Origin of the sequence: Klebsiella sp. ME-303 (assembly GCF_007910085.1) — a bacterium.
In the GTDB taxonomy this organism is placed as follows: Bacteria; Pseudomonadota; Gammaproteobacteria; order Enterobacterales; family Enterobacteriaceae; genus Klebsiella; species Klebsiella michiganensis.
Genome location: NZ_VOJB01000074.1, coordinates 122,820 through 140,524, shown reverse-complemented (window position 1 = coordinate 140,524; position 17,705 = coordinate 122,820). Strand labels below are relative to the sequence as shown.

At 58.6% G+C, this 17,705-nt stretch carries 10 protein-coding genes and 1 pseudogene; all 11 read left to right on the top strand.

The features are described from left to right. Positions 1-897 precede the first annotated feature (897 nt). A complete protein-coding gene (dppA, locus tag FQK12_RS13675) occupies positions 898-2,505 on the top strand; it encodes a dipeptide ABC transporter periplasmic-binding protein DppA (RefSeq protein ID WP_004855324.1) in 1,608 nt (535 codons plus the stop codon). A 107-nt stretch (positions 2,506-2,612) separates the two neighbouring features. Beyond that, on the top strand, positions 2,613-3,632 hold the full coding sequence (dppB, locus tag FQK12_RS13670) for a dipeptide ABC transporter permease DppB (RefSeq protein ID WP_014227188.1): 1,020 nt from the start codon (positions 2,613-2,615) through the stop codon (positions 3,630-3,632). Positions 3,633-3,641: 9 nt separating this feature from the next. Next, positions 3,642-4,544 carry a dipeptide ABC transporter permease DppC gene (gene dppC, locus FQK12_RS13665; RefSeq protein WP_014227187.1) on the top strand — a complete coding sequence of 301 codons (903 nt, stop codon included), beginning with the start codon at positions 3,642-3,644 and terminating at the stop codon, positions 4,542-4,544. A gap of 10 nt (positions 4,545-4,554) precedes the next feature. Further along, on the top strand, positions 4,555-5,538 hold the full coding sequence (gene dppD / locus FQK12_RS13660; protein WP_014227186.1) for a dipeptide ABC transporter ATP-binding protein: 984 nt from the start codon (positions 4,555-4,557) through the stop codon (positions 5,536-5,538). Then, entirely contained in the window at positions 5,535-6,548 is a 1,014-nt protein-coding gene (gene dppF, locus FQK12_RS13655) for a dipeptide ABC transporter ATP-binding subunit DppF (RefSeq protein WP_014227185.1), read from the top strand. The genes dppD and dppF overlap by 4 nt, the downstream gene beginning before the upstream one ends. 713 nt (positions 6,549-7,261) lie before the next feature. Further along, positions 7,262-7,840, top strand: a complete 579-nt coding sequence (gene bcsO / locus FQK12_RS13650) for a cellulose biosynthesis protein BcsO (protein ID WP_014227184.1) — start codon at positions 7,262-7,264, stop codon at positions 7,838-7,840. 1 nt (position 7,841) lies between these two features. Further along, a pseudogene (gene bcsQ / locus FQK12_RS13645) lies at positions 7,842-8,634 on the top strand (cellulose biosynthesis protein BcsQ). Between the two features lie 20 nt (positions 8,635-8,654). Beyond that, positions 8,655-10,766 (top strand): UDP-forming cellulose synthase catalytic subunit, encoded by a 2,112-nt coding sequence (bcsA, locus tag FQK12_RS13640; RefSeq protein ID WP_014227182.1) that lies wholly within the window; start codon positions 8,655-8,657, stop codon positions 10,764-10,766. Beyond that, complete coding sequence (bcsB, locus tag FQK12_RS13635) at positions 10,763-13,171, top strand: cellulose biosynthesis cyclic di-GMP-binding regulatory protein BcsB (RefSeq protein WP_014227181.1); 2,409 nt, start codon at positions 10,763-10,765, stop codon at positions 13,169-13,171. Before bcsA ends, bcsB begins: the two co-directional genes overlap by 4 nt. Beyond that, a complete protein-coding gene (locus tag FQK12_RS13630) occupies positions 13,168-17,220 on the top strand; it encodes a cellulose biosynthesis protein BcsC (protein ID WP_014227180.1) in 4,053 nt (1,350 codons plus the stop codon). Before bcsB ends, FQK12_RS13630 begins: the two co-directional genes overlap by 4 nt. Next, positions 17,220-17,696, top strand: coding sequence for a cellulose biosynthesis protein BcsD (gene bcsD, locus FQK12_RS13625; RefSeq protein WP_032694183.1), 477 nt, complete (start codon positions 17,220-17,222; stop codon positions 17,694-17,696). The genes FQK12_RS13630 and bcsD overlap by 1 nt, the downstream gene beginning before the upstream one ends. Positions 17,697-17,705: the final 9 nt, after the last annotated feature.

Below are 17,705 nucleotides of genomic sequence, written 5' to 3'. Positions count from 1 at the left end.
AAAGCGCCTTGCCCGGGCTACGGGTTCAGCGTTGTCTGCGGGCCGGTAGCCCGGACAGATGCGCCAGCATCGCCTCCGGGAAATGCTGCCGTACTGCACACCGCTCCCGGGGGCGGCGCAAAGCGTCTTGCCCGGGCTACGGGTTCAGCGTTGTCTGCGGGCCGTGTAGCCCGGACAGATGCGCCAGCATCGCCTCCGGGAAAATACGCTGCTTGCTAAGAGTGTAAGAAAACGCCTCCACCCTCATTTCCTGGCGCCAATTCCCTATTTTGTGACATCTTCCATTGTATTTTTTTATATATACTCCGATCTTTTTTCGCGAAGCTTATGGATAACTTCAGCATTTTCCGCTGTGCGTTTTAACGTTCACGCTATTTATCGCTCACATATTGGTCACATCGCAAGAAATTTTTACCATTTACCATAATTGCTTATCACTGGCTGCTGGAAAATATTAAGGTGTTTATTCTGTCTATTGGCCGCTAGCATAAATTTCTCTGCTGGAAATAGCGCTTTGCACTTTTTTTAATCTTTGCCCGCCAATTCTCACACCGGATGTAAAACCAGGTTGGCTGTATTGACGTTTCCCCATTCTGTTGACAGATTGTAGGGCATGAGGGGCATTTCATGGAGAATCCGTACTGCAACTCAGTCGTTTTTGTGAAAGGAATCCCCATCTCTCTCAACGCTTTCGGGCACCACCGACCGGACCGGGTATATTCTAAATAGTTCGAGCTGCGGGAAGGCGGCAAGCGTGAGAATCTCCGGGAGCATAGATGACTATGTGACCGGGGTTATCGAGCGCAGCCAACGCATCCGTAGTTCGCAATATGACGAATAAAAATAAATAAAGGTCTGGCGGATATATGCAAACAACATCACATTTGGAGCAGAATAATGAGTATTTCCTTGAAGAAATCAGGGATGCTGAAGCTTGGTCTGAGCCTGGTTGCCATGACCGTCGCAGCAAGCGTACAAGCGAAGACCCTGGTTTATTGTTCAGAAGGTTCGCCGGAAGGCTTTAACCCGCAGCTCTTCACCTCTGGTACCACCTATGACGCCAGCTCAGTGCCGATTTATAACCGCCTGGTGGAATTTAAAACCGGCACCACGGAAGTCATTCCGGGCCTGGCTGAAAAATGGGAAGTTAGCGAAGACGGGAAAACCTATACCTTCCATCTGCGTAAAGACGTGAAGTGGCAGGATAATAAAGATTTTAAACCGACCCGCACGCTGAACGCCGATGACGTTGTCTTCTCCTTCGACAGACAAAAAAATACCAATAACCCGTACCATAAAGTGTCTGGCGGCAGCTATGAATACTTTGAAGGGATGGGATTACCTGACCTGATTAGCGAAGTGAAGAAAGTGGACGATAACACCGTCCAGTTCGTGCTGACCCGTCCGGAATCGCCGTTCCTTGCCGATCTCGCCATGGACTTCGCCTCTATTCTGTCAAAAGAGTATGCCGACAACATGCTGAAAGCCGGTACGCCGGAGAAAGTGGACCTCAACCCAATCGGTACCGGCCCGTTCCAGCTGCTGCAGTACCAGAAAGACTCCCGCATTCTCTATAAAGCCTTCCCGGGCTACTGGGGCACCAAGCCGAAAATCGATCGCCTGGTCTTCTCCATTACCCCTGATGCTTCCGTGCGCTACGCTAAGCTGCAGAAAAACGAATGCCAGATTATGCCGTACCCGAACCCGGCAGATATCGCGCGCATGAAGGAAGACAAAAACATCACGCTGCTGGAACAGCCGGGCCTGAACGTCGGCTACCTCTCTTTCAACACCGAGAAGAAGCCGCTGGATGATGTCAAAGTTCGCCAGGCGCTGACCTACGCGGTAAACAAAGAAGCGATTATCAAAGCCGTTTACCAGGGCGCAGGCCAGGCCGCGAAGAACCTGATCCCGCCGACCATGTGGGGCTATAACGACGACGTTAAAGACTACACCTACGATCCAGAGAAAGCGAAAGCGCTGCTGAAAGAAGCAGGCCTGGAAAAAGGCTTCACCATCGACCTGTGGGCGATGCCGGTACAGCGTCCGTATAACCCGAACGCGCGCCGTATGGCTGAGATGATTCAGGCTGACTGGGCGAAAGTCGGCGTCCAGGCCAAGATCGTGACCTACGAGTGGGGTGAATACCTCAAGCGCGCGAAAGCGGGCGAGCATCAGACCGTCATGATGGGCTGGACCGGCGACAACGGGGATCCGGATAACTTCTTCGCCACCCTGTTCAGCTGCGCGGCGGCAAAAGACGGTTCTAACTACTCCCGCTGGTGCTACAAGCCGTTTGAAGACCTGATTCAGCCGGCTCGCGCCACCGATGACCACAACAAACGCATTGAGCTGTATAAGCAGGCTCAGGTCGTGATGCACGATCAGGCTCCGGCGCTGATCGTCGCCCACTCCACCGTCTATGAGCCGGTGCGTAAAGAGGTCAAAGGCTACGTGGTCGATCCATTAGGTAAACACCACTTCGATAACGTCTCTATCGAATAATAACAGCGTGTTTCCCCTCTCCCCGCCTTGGGGAGAGGGAATTGACATTTGTGAGCAATACAGACGTCCTGTCACCAGGCGGGCCGTCTCCAGAGAGAATCCGGGTTATGTTGCAGTTCATTCTCCGACGTTTGGGACTTGTCATCCCAACATTTATCGGTATTACCCTTCTCACTTTTGCCTTCGTTCATATGATCCCCGGCGACCCGGTGATGATTATGGCGGGCGAACGTGGTATTTCCCCTGAACGTCACGCGCAGCTGCTGGCCGAAATGGGCCTCGATAAACCAATGTGGCAGCAGTACGTCAACTATATTTGGGGCGTGATGCACGGCGATTTGGGCATCTCGCTGAAAAGCCGTATTCCCGTTTGGCAAGAGTTTGTGCCGCGCTTTAAGGCCACGATGGAGCTGGGCGTCTGCGCGATGATTTTTGCCGTCATCGTCGGGATCCCGGTGGGCGTGCTGGCGGCGGTTAAACGCGGCTCTATCTTCGACCACACCTCCGTGGGCCTCGCGCTGACAGGCTACTCTATGCCTATCTTCTGGTGGGGCATGATGCTGATCATGCTGGTGTCGGTACAGCTTAACCTGACGCCGGTTTCCGGGCGCATCAGCGATACCGTCTTCCTTGACGATACCCTGCCGCTGACCGGATTTATGCTGATCGATACCGCGATTTGGGGCGAGCCGGGCGACTTTATTGATGCGGTAATGCATATGATCCTGCCCGCCGTGGTGCTGGGGACGATTCCCCTGGCGGTGATCGTGCGTATGACCCGTTCATCAATGCTGGAAGTGCTGGGCGAGGATTATATCCGTACCGCGCGCGCGAAAGGCCTGACGCGGATGCGGGTGATCATCGTTCATGCGTTGCGTAACGCGATGCTGCCGGTGGTCACGGTGATCGGTCTGCAGGTCGGTACGCTGCTGGCGGGGGCCATCCTGACCGAAACCATCTTCTCCTGGCCGGGCCTTGGCCGCTGGCTGATTGACGCGCTGCAGCGCCGCGACTATCCGGTGGTGCAGGGCGGGGTGCTGCTGGTGGCGACGATGATTATTCTCGTCAACCTGCTGGTCGACCTGTTGTACGGCGTGGTGAACCCGCGTATCCGGCATAAGAAGTAAGGGGCCATCATGTCACAAATTACTGAAAATAAAGTTGTCGCCGCGCCGGTGCCAATGACCCCTCTGCAGGAGTTCTGGCACTATTTTAAACGCAACAAAGGCGCCGTCGTGGGGCTGGCCTATGTCGTGGTGATGATTATCATCGCCGTCTTCGCCAACTTCCTCGCGCCCTATAATCCGGCGGATCAGTTCCGCGATGCGCTGCTGGCTCCGCCGTTCTGGCAGGAGGGGGGCAGCGTGAGCCACCTGCTCGGCACCGATGACGTCGGCCGCGATATCCTGTCGCGCCTGATGTACGGCGCGCGCCTGTCGCTGCTGGTAGGCTGTCTGGTGGTGGTACTGTCGCTGATCCTCGGCGTGGTGCTCGGCCTTGTCTCGGGCTACTTTGGCGGCGTGGTTGACTCGGTCATTATGCGCGTTGTCGATATTATGCTGGCGCTGCCGAGCCTGCTGCTGGCGCTGGTGCTGGTGGCCATCTTCGGTCCGTCGATCGTCAATGCCTCAATAGCGCTGACCTTTGTCGCCCTGCCGCACTACGTGCGTCTGACCCGCGCCGCGGTGCTGGTGGAGGTAAACCGCGACTACGTGACCGCTTCCCGCGTGGCGGGGGCAGGCGCGATGCGTCAGATGTTCATCAACATTCTTCCTAACTGCCTTGCGCCGCTGATTGTTCAGGCGTCGCTGGGCTTCTCTAACGCCATTCTCGATATGGCCGCTCTTGGCTTCCTTGGCATGGGTGCGCAGCCGCCGACACCGGAGTGGGGCACGATGCTCTCCGACGTGCTGCAGTTCGCGCAGAGCGCCTGGTGGGTCGTCACCTTTCCGGGTGTCGCTATCCTGCTGACGGTGCTGGCATTTAACCTGATGGGTGACGGTCTGCGTGACGCGCTCGATCCCAAACTGAAGCAGTAAGAGGTTCGAGATGGCGTTATTAAATGTAGATAAACTCTCGGTGCACTTCGGAGACGAAGGGACGCCGTTCCGCGCCGTAGATCGCGTAAGCTACAGCGTAAATCAGGGCGAAGTGGTCGGTATCGTCGGCGAGTCCGGCTCGGGTAAATCGGTCAGCTCGCTGGCGATTATGGGGCTGATTGACTATCCCGGCCGGGTGATGGCTGAAAAGCTGGAGTTTAACGGTCGCGACCTGAAGCGCATTTCCGAAAAAGAGCGCCGCCAGCTGGTGGGCGCGGAAGTGGCGATGATCTTCCAGGACCCGATGACCAGCCTGAATCCGTGCTATACCGTCGGTTACCAGATTATGGAAGCCATTAAGGTGCACCAGGGCGGCAACAAGAAAACCCGCGTGCAGCGGGCGATTGACCTGCTGACGCTGGTGGGGATCCCCGATCCGGCTTCGCGTCTTGACGTCTATCCGCACCAGCTTTCCGGCGGTATGAGCCAGCGCGTGATGATCGCGATGGCCATCGCCTGTCGGCCAAAGCTGCTGATTGCCGATGAGCCCACGACGGCGCTGGATGTGACCATCCAGGCGCAGATCATCGAGCTGCTGCTGGAGCTGCAGCAGAAAGAGAATATGGCGCTGATCCTGATTACCCACGATCTGGCGCTGGTGGCCGAAGCGGCGCACAAAATCATCGTCATGTACGCGGGGCAGGTGGTGGAAACCGGCGATGCGGAGGATATCTTCCGCGCGCCTCGCCACCCCTATACGCAGGCGCTGCTGCGCGCGCTGCCGGAGTTCGCTCAGGATAAAGCGCGTCTTGCCTCGCTGCCGGGCGTGGTGCCGGGCAAATACGACCGTCCGAGCGGCTGTCTGCTCAACCCGCGCTGCCCCTATGCGACCGACAAATGCCGCAGCGAAGAACCTGAGCTGAACCTGCTTAACGGCGGTCGCCAGTCGAAATGTCATTACCCACTTGATGATGCCGGGAGGCCTGGGCTATGAGTACGCATGAGGCCACCACGCAACAGCCTCTGTTGCTGGCCACCGATTTGAAAAAATACTATCCGGTGAAGAAGGGGCTCTTCACGCCGGAACGCCTGGTCAAGGCGCTGGACGGCGTCTCGTTTACCCTTGAACGCGGTAAAACGCTGGCGGTAGTGGGGGAGTCCGGCTGCGGTAAATCCACGCTCGGTCGTCTGCTGACGATGATTGAAATCCCCACCGGCGGCGAGCTCTATTACCAGGGACAGGACCTGCTTAAGCACGATCCGCAGGCGCAGAAGCTGCGCCGGCAGAAAATCCAGATTGTGTTCCAGAACCCCTACGGTTCGCTGAACCCGCGTAAAAAGGTGGGGCAGATTCTGGAAGAGCCGCTGCAGATCAACACCAGCTTGAGCAAAGAGCAGCGCCGGGAGAAGGCGCTGGCGATGATGGCCAAAGTGGGCCTGAAAACCGAGCACTACGACCGCTATCCGCATATGTTCTCCGGCGGCCAGCGTCAGCGTATCGCCATTGCCCGCGGTCTGATGCTTGACCCGGACGTGGTGATCGCCGACGAACCGGTTTCCGCGCTGGACGTTTCGGTGCGCGCGCAGGTGCTGAACCTGATGATGGATTTACAGCAGGATCTGGGGCTTTCTTACGTCTTTATCTCCCACGATCTGTCGGTTGTGGAGCATATCGCTGATGAAGTGATGGTGATGTATTTAGGCCGCTGCGTGGAGAAAGGGACGAAAGATCAAATCTTCAACAACCCGCAGCATCCGTACACGCAGGCGCTGCTGTCGGCAACGCCGCGTCTGAATCCGGATGACCGCCGCGAGCGCATCAAGCTCACCGGCGAGCTGCCGAGCCCGCTGAATCCACCGCCGGGCTGCGCGTTTAACGCCCGCTGCCGTCGCCGTTTCGGCCCGTGCACCCAGCTTCAGCCGCAGCTGAAGGACTACGGTGGCCAGCTGGTAGCCTGCTTTGCGGTCGACCAGGATCAGAACGGCGAGAAGCCCCTGAGCTGATTCAGGCAATCGATAATCAAAGCCGAAGCCTGTGCTTCGGCTTTTTTTTAACCATAACTCAGCACTGTTGGAACAACCGACAACGAACAATACCGGCATTTTACGCCACAACCATTGCTATCTCGGGAGTCCGGGATAACTACATGAATGTATTTTACTTTATCTTGATTGTTTCTTTAGCCGGAGCAAATTAACAGCAAAAGCGATGCATAAAACTGTTCCTTGTTGTTCGGTCAACGCTTTATATTCCTGGTTTTTAGCTAACATCCTGAGCTATTTATTTTGGACGGGAACACTATTTTATTATTTTAATTAAGCGCGGTAAGTGATTTCTAAACGCCTTAAAAAATATTAAAATGTATTCTCTTTAGCCTTCCCCTGGCGTGTATTACGCCATTTTTTAAAATTCAGACAGTATAAAAAACTACGATCTGCTAATAGCCTGGCAGGCTGCGGGGGGATTGACGGCGCAGCCGCCCAAAAAATGGGGCTATCATTTTGAAAAAGAACTGTTAGTGTAACCGCACTACCACTATGGAATTACACCAGCCTGACCTATCCAAAATAATCAAATCGCGACTAAAGTTAGCGTATTGTGACGGCCGTAACGCCGGGTAAATGCCCAAAAAACAACAAATTAAACTACGCTTTAGTGGCGTGGGATGACAATTAAAACAGATTAAATATGACGTATTTAAATCATGAGGTTATCTATGAACCATTATGATGATTTGCAGCGCTTCAAGGAAAAGACGCGGACACACAGTCTAAAATTCAAGGACCTTTCATCAGAAGCCGCTGCCGGTGAAAAAGGGGATTGGGTTATTCTCAATCAACTTATTCCGGCGGAGGAAGCGTCTTCTTTGGCCATGGGTGGGTCAGTTTCCTTACCTCTGCCGCAGCGGGTTCCTGCCGATATGTTTCACAAGGTGGAGCCTGCGGTCGTTCAGGCTCCCCCGGCGCCCTCTTTGGCTGCACCGTCCCTGATTATCCCGCCCTCCGCGCCGCAGCCCGCCCCCGTGACGGACATGACTGCTGCAGTGGCCGTAGAGCCTGCGCTGCCGCAAAGCCTGGCAGCGGCTACGCCCGCTTCCCAGCCGGCGGTTTCTCAGGCTGCTGCGCAGCCGGTACCGGTCAGCGTCCCTGCTCCGGCAGTCAGGCCTCGTCCGGCGGCCGCGCCGACGACGGAGGGTTTTGCCCATCTTTTTGCGGCCAAAACCGCGGAGCCGGTAGCAAAAGATAAAGATCAGTCACTGAAATCACTCCTGGAGAGGATTGCGACATGCCGTTGATCTGCGTGTGTTCACCGAAAGGCGGCGTAGGAAAAACGACCCTGGCGGCAAATCTGGCCTGGGCGCTGGCCCGCGCAGGCAGTAAAGTTCTGGCCCTCGATTTTGATGTGCAGAACGCCCTGCGCCTGCATTTTGGCGTCCCCCTCAGCGACGAGCGCGGCTATGTCGCGAAAGCGCTGGAGCTCCATGACTGGAGCCAGTGCGTATTAAGCGCCGGCAGCAATATTTTCGTCTTGCCCTACGGCGACGTGAGCGACGCGCAGCGGCAGGCCTTCGATGAACGCCTGAGCCATGATGAGCATTTCCTGACGCGCGGCCTGGCGGCATTACTCAATTATCCGGGACTGATTACGATTGCCGACCTGCCGCCGGGCCCTTCGCCCGCGCTAAAGGCGCTCACTTCGCTTGCCGATATGCATCTGGTACCGCTGCTGGCGGATACCGCCTCGATGTCCGCGCTGGCGCCCGTGGAAAAGCTGCGTCTGACCGGGGGCGAACTCAACCATAAACTCGGACACTATTTTGTGATCAACCAGAGCGATAACCGTCGCCAGGTCAGCCGCGATGTTACGGCGTTAATGGAAGAAAAGCTGGGCGATCGTCTGCTGGGCATCATCCATCGTGATGAAAGCGTGGTGGAAGCGAATGCTTCCCAGAAGTCTATCCTGGACTTTAACTCCTCCTCCGCAGCCGCCTTTGATATTGAAATTATTGCCAAAAAAATCTCTGCGCAGTTGGGTATCAATATTGGTGACGGCAAGGTGCATAGCCAGCCTCGCAGGTCAGGGCTTTAATTTAATTGCAGGGCTGCTGAATGAAAAAGACGCTTTTCTGGTTGCTGGTACTGGTACTTTCGCCCATTGCCGTGCTGGTGGTGATCACGCCGATGGACAGCCAAAAGCAGTATATTTTTGGCCTGCTGAGCATCGGTATTCTCTTTGTGATGGGGTTCAGTAAAAACCGCAGCGTTTCCGTCATCATGGTGGTGACATCGCTGCTGATGTCGACCCGATATATGTATTTCCGTCTGACGCAGACCCTGCATTTTAACTCCACCATCGAAGCGATTCTGGGGATGGGGCTGTTTCTGGCGGAAGTCTATATCTGGGTGATGCTGCTGCTTAACTACCTGCAAACGGTCTGGCCGCTAAAGCGTGAAATTGTCCCGCTGCCGGATGATATGAGCAAGTGGCCGACGGTAGATATCTATATTCCCAGCTATAACGAACCGCTTGAGGTGGTGCGTGATACGGTGCTGGCTGCGCAGTGTATTGATTATCCAAAAGATAAATTAAAAATCTATTTGCTGGATGACGGTAAGCGCAATGAATTCGCGGTATTCGCCGCCGACGTTGGGGTTGGGTATATCACCCGTAACGATAACAAACACGCCAAGGCGGGCAACCTCAACCACGCGATGACGTTGACCCACGGCGAGCTTATCTGCGTTTTTGATTGCGATCACGTGGCAACCCGCGTCTTTTTGCAGGCGACGGTGGGCGGATTCCTCAACGATCCGATGCTGGCGCTGGTGCAGACGCCGCACTACTTCTATTCTCCGGACCCCTTTGAGCGCAACCTCTCCGTGGGCCGCAATATTCCTAACGAAGGGATGCTGTTTTATGGCCCGATTCAGCAGGGGAACGACAACTGGAACGCGACCTTTTTCTGCGGCTCCTGCGCCGTCATTCGCCGCGCCGCGCTGGAACAGATCGGCGGCTTTGCGGTAGAGACCGTGACCGAAGATGCCCATACCGCGCTGAAGTTCCAGCGCCTGGGCTGGAAGTCGGCGTTCCTGGATATTCCTCTGGCGGCCGGCTTAGCCACCGAACGTCTGGTGGTGCACGTGATTCAGCGTACCCGCTGGGCGCGCGGGATGACGCAAATATTCCGTCTGGATAACCCGCTACTGGGCCGTGGGCTGACGTTCCAGCAGCGCCTGTGCTATCTCAGCGCCATGCTCTATTATCAGTTCGCCCTGCCGCGGGTGGTCTTTGTCACCGCACCGCTGGCCTACCTGCTGTTCAACCTGAATATCATCTACTCCTCGGCCAGCCTGATTGTCTCCTACGCGCTGCCGCATCTGTTCCTCGCGATCTATGTCGGCTCGCGCATGAACGGTCGCTATCGTTACAGCTTCTGGGGCGAAATCTACGATATCGTGCTGGCGTTCCACCTGGTGCTGCCGACGCTGGTGACCATGATTTTCCCCAAACGCGGGAAATTCAACGTGACCGATAAAGGCGGCCTGCTGGACGTGGGCTACTTCGACTTTACCGTCGTCAGACCGCACCTGGTCGTCGCCTGTCTGCTGGGCCTGGGGGTGGTGGTCGGTATCGTCCGCGCCATCGGTCACGACTACTTTGGCTCAGACCCGAACGTTATCGCGCTGAACGTCGGCTGGGGGATTTACAGCCTGATCTTCCTGCTGGCCGCCATTGCCGTGGCGCGCGAAACCCGTCAGGTGCGAAAAACGATTCGTATTGATGTCGATATTCCGGTACTGATCCACTACACCAGCGGCATTGTCTCCCGCAGCCACACCGCGGACCTGTCCATGGGCGGCTGCCGCGTAAGCGCGCCGGATAAGCGTCACCTGCAGGATGAAATCGAAGAGATTGAGCTGATTCTCCAGTCCGGCGCGATTTCGATCCCGGTGCGCCAGGTTACCGCTGACGACCAGTTTATTCGTCTGCAATTTGATGAAAACATTCAGCTCTCCCGCCGCCGCGAGCTGGTGCGCGTGGTGCTGGCCCGCGCCGATGCGTGGATTAACCCGCCGCGCCCGCAGGACAACCCGTTCCGCTCTTTTGCCACCATTTTGCGCTGCGTATTCGAACTGTTCTGGCTGACGTGGAAGACGCGCCGTAGCCAGCGTCGTCAGCCGCCTGCGGCGAATCCCGCGCAGGAGGATGGCAGCCTATGAAACGTTTAACGACGCTTGCGCTGCTGGCCGGTATGCTCTCTGCGCCAGCGCTGCATAGCGAGGAAACGCCCTCTGACGCATTGCCGCCGCTTAATTTTCCGCTACCTGATGCGGAAGCCAGCGGCGCGTCGGCGCCTGCCAGCGAAGCGAATTCGCCCGCCACGACCGAGCCCGCGCCGGCAAACGTCCCTCAGCCGGCTTCGCTACCCGCGATGCCGTCGCCGGTTGCCTCTGGGGTCGCTGATACGGTGCCGCTAACGCCGATTGTCGGCGGAGACCTGAACCTCATGCAGATGGGCATGCCGGACGGTATCATCCTTAGCGGTGGACAAAACCAGGGCGGCGCCAGCTTTACGCTGCCCTCCGATCAGGTGGTCACCCATGCCCAGCTGATGCTGGATGTTAAGGTCTCGCCGGAGATGGCGTCCCGCAACGCCACGCTGCAGTTAATGCTCAACGGCCAGCCGCTCGGCACGCTGCCGCTGGGCGCGGACGGCGAGGAGATCTCGCACTATCAGCTGGATATTCCGGCGGCGCTGATGGTCTCCAGCAACAACCTGAGCTTTAAGATTAACGACGGCGATGCAATGCAGTGCCGGCTCGATATTCACGACACCTCGCGGGTGACCATTTTACCCGCCTCCCACTTTAGCTGGGAGAGCCAGCAGCTTAATATCAGCAACGATTTAGGCCATTTCCCGCGCCCGTTTTTCGACAGCATGCAGATGACGCCGGCGGATATCGCTATCGCGTATCCGGAGAAACCAACGGCGGATATCTTCAGCGCAGCGGCGCTGGTGTCGTCATGGCTGGGTATTCAGGCCGATTATCGCGGTATCGCTTTTGACGCGCTGCGCGATCGCCTGCCCGAGAAGCACGGTATTATCATCGGCCACCCCGGCGATCGGGTGGGCGGCCTGACGCTGCCGCAAACCGACAGGCCGCTGCTGCGGATCGTTGAGAACCCCGGCAATCCGGCCTATAAGCTGCTGCTCATCGTCGGCCAGAACGACGCGGCGCTGCGGATGGCCGCCTGGCGCCTGACCCGCGGCGATTTCGCCCCGCAGACGGCCAGCATGGATGTTGATCCGCAGACGATAGCCGTCAGCAAGCCGTACGATGCCCCGCGCTGGATCGCCACCGATCGGCCGGTAAAAATCAGCGAGCTGATCCGCCAGGATCAAAGTATGACCGTCAGCGGCGTATGGCATGAACCGCTACGCGTGGCCTTCCGCGCCGCGCCGGACCTCTACCTGTGGGATGGCGAAACCATACCCCTGCAGATCGGCTACCGTTTCCCGTCGGAGAGCTGGATTAACGAGGATAGGTCACTGCTGAGCGTGACGCTCAACAACACCTTCCTCAACAACCTGCCGATGAATAAACAGGGTCCGCTGGAGAAGCTCTGGCGTCACCTGGGCGGCGACGCGCGTCAGGAGCGGTTCACTATCCCGCTGGCGCCGTATCTGATTTACGGCGATAACCAGCTCTCGCTCTATTTCAATCTGGTGCCGAAGGACAGCGCGCCCTGTTCGGTCCTGCTGAACAGCACGATTAAGAGCCGCATCACCGACGACTCGTGGATCGATTTGAGCGGTACGCGGCACTTCTCGCTGCTGCCGAATCTTTCCTATTTTGTCGGCGCGTCGTTCCCGTTCTCCCGGTTGGCGGATTATTCGCAAACCACGCTGCTGCTGCCGGAACAGCCTTCGGAAACGCAGGTCGCGACGATGCTGAATCTGGCCGCCCGTTCGGGTAATTCGACCGGTAAAGCGCTTGCCAATAACCGCGTGATGCTGGGCGTTCCTGACGACGGCGCGAATGCGCTGTTCCTGCGCGATCGAGATGTCCTGGCGGTGAGCGCCCTCGATCAGAAAGCGTTTAATCAGCGCCTGCTGGCCGATTCTCCCTATCAACCGGTCGATAACCTGCTGAGCGTACGTGAACCGGCGCTATGGACAAAAATTCAGCGCAGGCTGAGCGGCGACTGGGCCTCCGACGGCGTGGATGCCGATCGCTATTTCTCTTCCAGCAGCGCCTGGCGCGGGTTTATTAGCTATCGCTCGCCGTGGAACCCGCAGCGGGTGGTCGTGGTGGCGATGGCCAGCAGCGACGATCAGCTGGCGAAACTGGAAGACGATCTTAATTCACCGCGCATCAATGCCGGTATTCGCGGCGATACGGCGGTGATTACCAGCGATAACGGCGTGCGTAGCTTCCAGGTCAGTACGCCGTTCCCCAGCGGCCAGATGCCGTGGTACATGATGGCGGTGTGGTATGCCAACCAGCACTCCGGCCTGCTGGCGGTGCTGGGGTTAATCGCCACGTCCATTCTGGGTCTGGCGCTGACCGCGATGTTCAAACGTCATGCCCGCAAGCGCCTGGAGTCGGGAGATAGCCAATGAAAAGAGTCAGTAAAATGAATACGAAGGCGGCCCGTCAATTTTCCACGCTGTGCCTGTCCGGCGCGCTGACGCTCGGCGCCTTCGGCGAGGCGCAGGCGGCGGGTAACGATGCGGCGCTGCAGGCGCTGTTTGCGCAGGCCAATTACTGGCACGAAAAATCGCACGACGAGCTGGCGATGGAATCGCTGCAAAAAGTGTTATCGGTGGATGCCAACAACGCTCAGGCGCTGTACCTGATGGCGCTGTGGGCGCAGCAGGGGGGCAACCTGCAGGCCGCGGCCCAGTGGCGGGCGCGACTGGAGAAAGCGGCGCCCAACAGTCCCGGCTTGCAGGATCTGGATAGCGCCAAAAAAATGGCGCAGGTCCCGCAGGGGCAGCTCAACCTGGCCAGACAGCAGGCGCGCAGCGGCAACGTGCCTGCCGCGCTGGCGACCTGGCGGAGTATGTTCAACGGCAGCGTTCCGCCTTCCGGACTGGCGGCGGAATACTACATGACGATGGCCAGCGACAAATCGCTCTATCCGCAGGCGTTGAGCGAACTGCGTCAGTACGTCGTTCAGCATCCGCAGGAGAACGGGCCGCGCGTGGCCCTCGGCAAGGCGCTGACCTGGCGCGAAGAGACCCGCCGGGAAGGGATCGCCATGCTGGAGCCGATGGCCAGCGGCAGCAAAGAAGCCGATGCGGGACTGCGTCAGGCGCTGCTGTGGATGGGGCCGCAGCCGGGAGATGAGCCGTTTTACGATACCTGGATGCAGCGCCATCCGCAGGATAGCGAAGTGCAGAACTACTTCCGCGAACGGCGCAGCGGCCAGGCGCGCGGTCAGGGTTACGCTGACCTGAACAGCGGCAATACCGCCGCGGCGAAGCAGCAGTTTGAACAGGTCCTGCAAACCAATCCGCAGGACGCTGACGCGCTTGCCGGGATGGGCTATATCGCCCAGCGCAGCGGCGATTTTCAGGCGGCCTCTCAGTATTTGGGCCGGGCGGCGGATCTCGGCGGCGAGGGCTCTGAAACCCGGCGTCAGCAGGCGGGGGATGCGCTGTTTTACGGCCAGCTTGCTCAGGCGCAGCAGGCCTATAAGCAAGGCAACATTAGCCAGGCGCTGGCGCTCTCCGCGCCGCTGGCGCAGCAGAGCGGGACGCAGGGCTCGGCGGCGAAGCTGTTCCGCGCCGACGTTCTGCGCCACAACAAAGACCTGCCCCAGGCCGAACAAACGCTGCGGGCGCTGCTCAACGAGCAGCCGCAAAATGGCCCCGCCCGGGAGAATCTCTATTACGTTCTGCGTGAACAGAATAAAACTGCGGAAGCCCAGTCGATGCTGCGAACGCTGCCGGAAAGCCTGCAGCAAAAGCTGCAGCCGCGCGTGGTCACCGGGACGCCGGGAGACTCCCTGCGTCGACAGGCCCAGGAGCAGGCCGGCGGCGGTAACGTGTCCGGGGCGATCGCCACGCTGCGCCAGGGCGTTTCTCGCTATCCGGACGATGCGTGGATGCGCCTCGATCTGGCCCGACTGCTGCAAAAATCCGGTAACGACGGCGAGGCGAACGCGATGATGGGCGCCGCGTATCGTCCCGGCGCCAGCAGCAGCTCGCTGTACGCCGCCGCCCTTTTCGCCAGCGAGAACGGCGGCTGGCAGCAGGCGCAAACGCTGCTGGCAAGAATTCCCCCCGCCAGCCAGACCAGCCAGATGCGCGATTTGCACCAGCGGGTGAACTACAACCTGCAGCTGGCGACGGCCGAGGGGTATCTGGCGCAGGGTAATTCCGTCGCGGCGTCCAATACGCTGAGGGCGATGGCCGCGACGCCGCCAAAAGCCCCGGCGGATGTCGGTAAACTGGCGCGCCTGCTGGCCCAGAGCGGCGATGTCACTACCGCGGTATCGCTGGTGCGTAACAATATTAACGGCGGTATCTCCGGCAACGCCGGGGATTACGCCGATCAGGTGACGGTGCTTAACCAGGCTGGCCTGACCAACGAAGCGCAGAGGCTGCTCACTAATCCGCAGCTGCAGGCAAGCAGTACGCCGACGCAGCTGGCCAGCATTCGCAACGGCTATGTGATTAACGACGCGGATCGCCTGCGCGAGCAGGGTAACTACGCGGCGGCGTATGACAAGCTGATGGGCGCCATGCAGAGCGACCCGCAAAATACCGACCTGATGTTCGCCATGGCGCGTCTCTATCAGAGCGGCAAAATGAATAAAGAGGCCGGGGTCGTCTATGACTACCTGATGACCCGCGATACGCCGACCCAGGACGCGCGCAGCGGGGCTATTGATGTCGCGCTGTCGGCGGGCGATAACGACCGGGCGGCGCAGCTGGCAGGCGGGCTGCGCCCGGATAATTCGCCGGACCGTTTGCTGCTGCTGGCGCGCGTGGCCGAATCGCAGGGCCATCATCAGCAGGCGATGACCTATCTGCGCAGCGCTCGCGGCAGGCTGCTGGGGTTACAGAGCAGCAACGGCACGCAAACGCCGACCGTGGGCGGCGTGCTGGCGGCGGATAATCCGTTCGTCGGCGTCTCGCGCACGCCGGCGGCGACGCGTACCGCCTCCACCTACGGGCAATATATGCCGTGGCAGGTTTCACAGGTATCGACGGGCGATGGCAGCACGCTGCCGGGGATCCAGCGCACCGATCTGCCGGTCGAAACCGCGCACACCCGGATGCTGCGCCAGGTGGATACCATGATGGAGACGTTGCAGGAAAAAACCGGGACCTGGCTGCAGGGGGGCATGGAGGTTCGCGGCCGCGATGGCGAATCCGGCACCAGCAAGCTGACCGAAATCAAAACCCCGCTGACCTGGTCCTCTTCACCGTTCGGTGATTCGCGTTTCGACTTTACCGTGACGCCGATTACGTTGAACGCAGGGACGGCAACCGGGGACGCCTGGCGGCGCTATGGCGCGAATCCGCTATCAAACGCGGTCTCCAATATGATTTCCACCGCCACCAGCGAGCAGGCGGCGATTGCGGCGATGACCGATACCGAGCGCACGACGTACTTTGCCAACAATCCGGGGGCGGAGACCTTGAGCGGTCTCGGCACGCTGAATGCTTCAGACTTTAACGCCACCACCAGCAGCGGCATGGAGAACCTGGCGAAGCTGGGCGCTTACGATTCCGGGCAGGTCGCCAGCTATCTGGCTTCTTCAAATCTGAAACCTAACGTTGATCGGGCCAGCGGCTCAACCGATTCACAAAAAGCCAACGGCGTGGCGCTGGCGGTGGCGCTGAGCGGCGACGAATATCGCGTCGATATCGGCAGCACGCCGCTGGGTCAGGATCTGAATACCGTGGTGGGCGGCGTGAAGTGGTCGCCGAAGCTGACTAACTATCTGTCGCTGATTTTTACCGGCGAGCGTCGTTCGCTGACCGACAGCCTGCTCTCTTGGGTGGGGCTGAAGGATTCCTACTCCGGCAAAACCTGGGGTCAGGTGACCAAAAACGGCGGTACCCTGCAGCTCAGCTACGACGATGGCGATGCCGGTTTCTACGTCGGCGGCGGGGGCTATAGCTACCTGGGACAAAACGTCGCCAGCAATACCAGCATCAACGCCAACGCCGGGGTTTATCTGCGGCCTTACCACGATGAGTATCGTCAGCTGCAGACCGGGCTGAGTATGAGCTACATGGATTACTCGAAAAACCTGAGCTACTTCACCTACGGGCAAGGGGGCTACTTCAGCCCGCAGAACTACGTCAGCGTGTCGCTGCCGGTGAGCCTGACGGAGAAATATGATAACTGGACGATGAAGCTTGGCGGTTCGGTGGGGTATCAATCTTACAGCCAGGATAAGAGCGCCTATTTCCCGACCAACGCCGAGTGGCAGCAAACGCTCGAGACCGCTGTTAGCAACGGTTTTGCTAAAGAGGCCTACTATTCAGCCACCTCGAAGAGCGGCATCGGCTATACCCTGCGCGCCGGCGCGGATTACAAAGTCAATAAACAGATGACGCTCGGCGGCCAGGTGGGTTATGACACCTTCGGCGATTACAACGAGAGCACCGCCGGCCTCTATATCCGCTACATGCTGGGAGATCGCTGATCGTGACGGACAATAACAATGCGCTGGTAATGGCCTGGTTTCAGCAGCAGCAAACCCCTGCCGGGTGGTTCGATCTGCTGCTGATTATGGTTGATGGCATGGTCAATAACGCGGGCGAGCTGGAGAGCCAGCCCTTTCTGCGGCAAATGGGCGAGGCGCTGGCCGATGAGCATCCGCTACCGGCGTCGGAAACGCTCGGTGAGCTGGAAGCCAATATGAATGCGCAGCTAAGCCGTTTTCAGTGGGGCGTAGTGAGCGTTGAGGTTAGCGATGACGGCCTGCGGTTACGCCATCAGGCGCTGCCGGTGAGCCGCGATGAAGCGCGCCGCGTCCGCTGGTGTAATGCGTTTTGTGCCATACTCGAGGGGCTTTATTCCCGCTGGCTACAGGGACAGGGCGGCGCGGCGCACGTGGTGTTACAGCGCGAGCGGCTGTTTTCGGTCTCTGACGTTCAGTTTCTTTACTTCCATCCCTGAAGGGTGAAT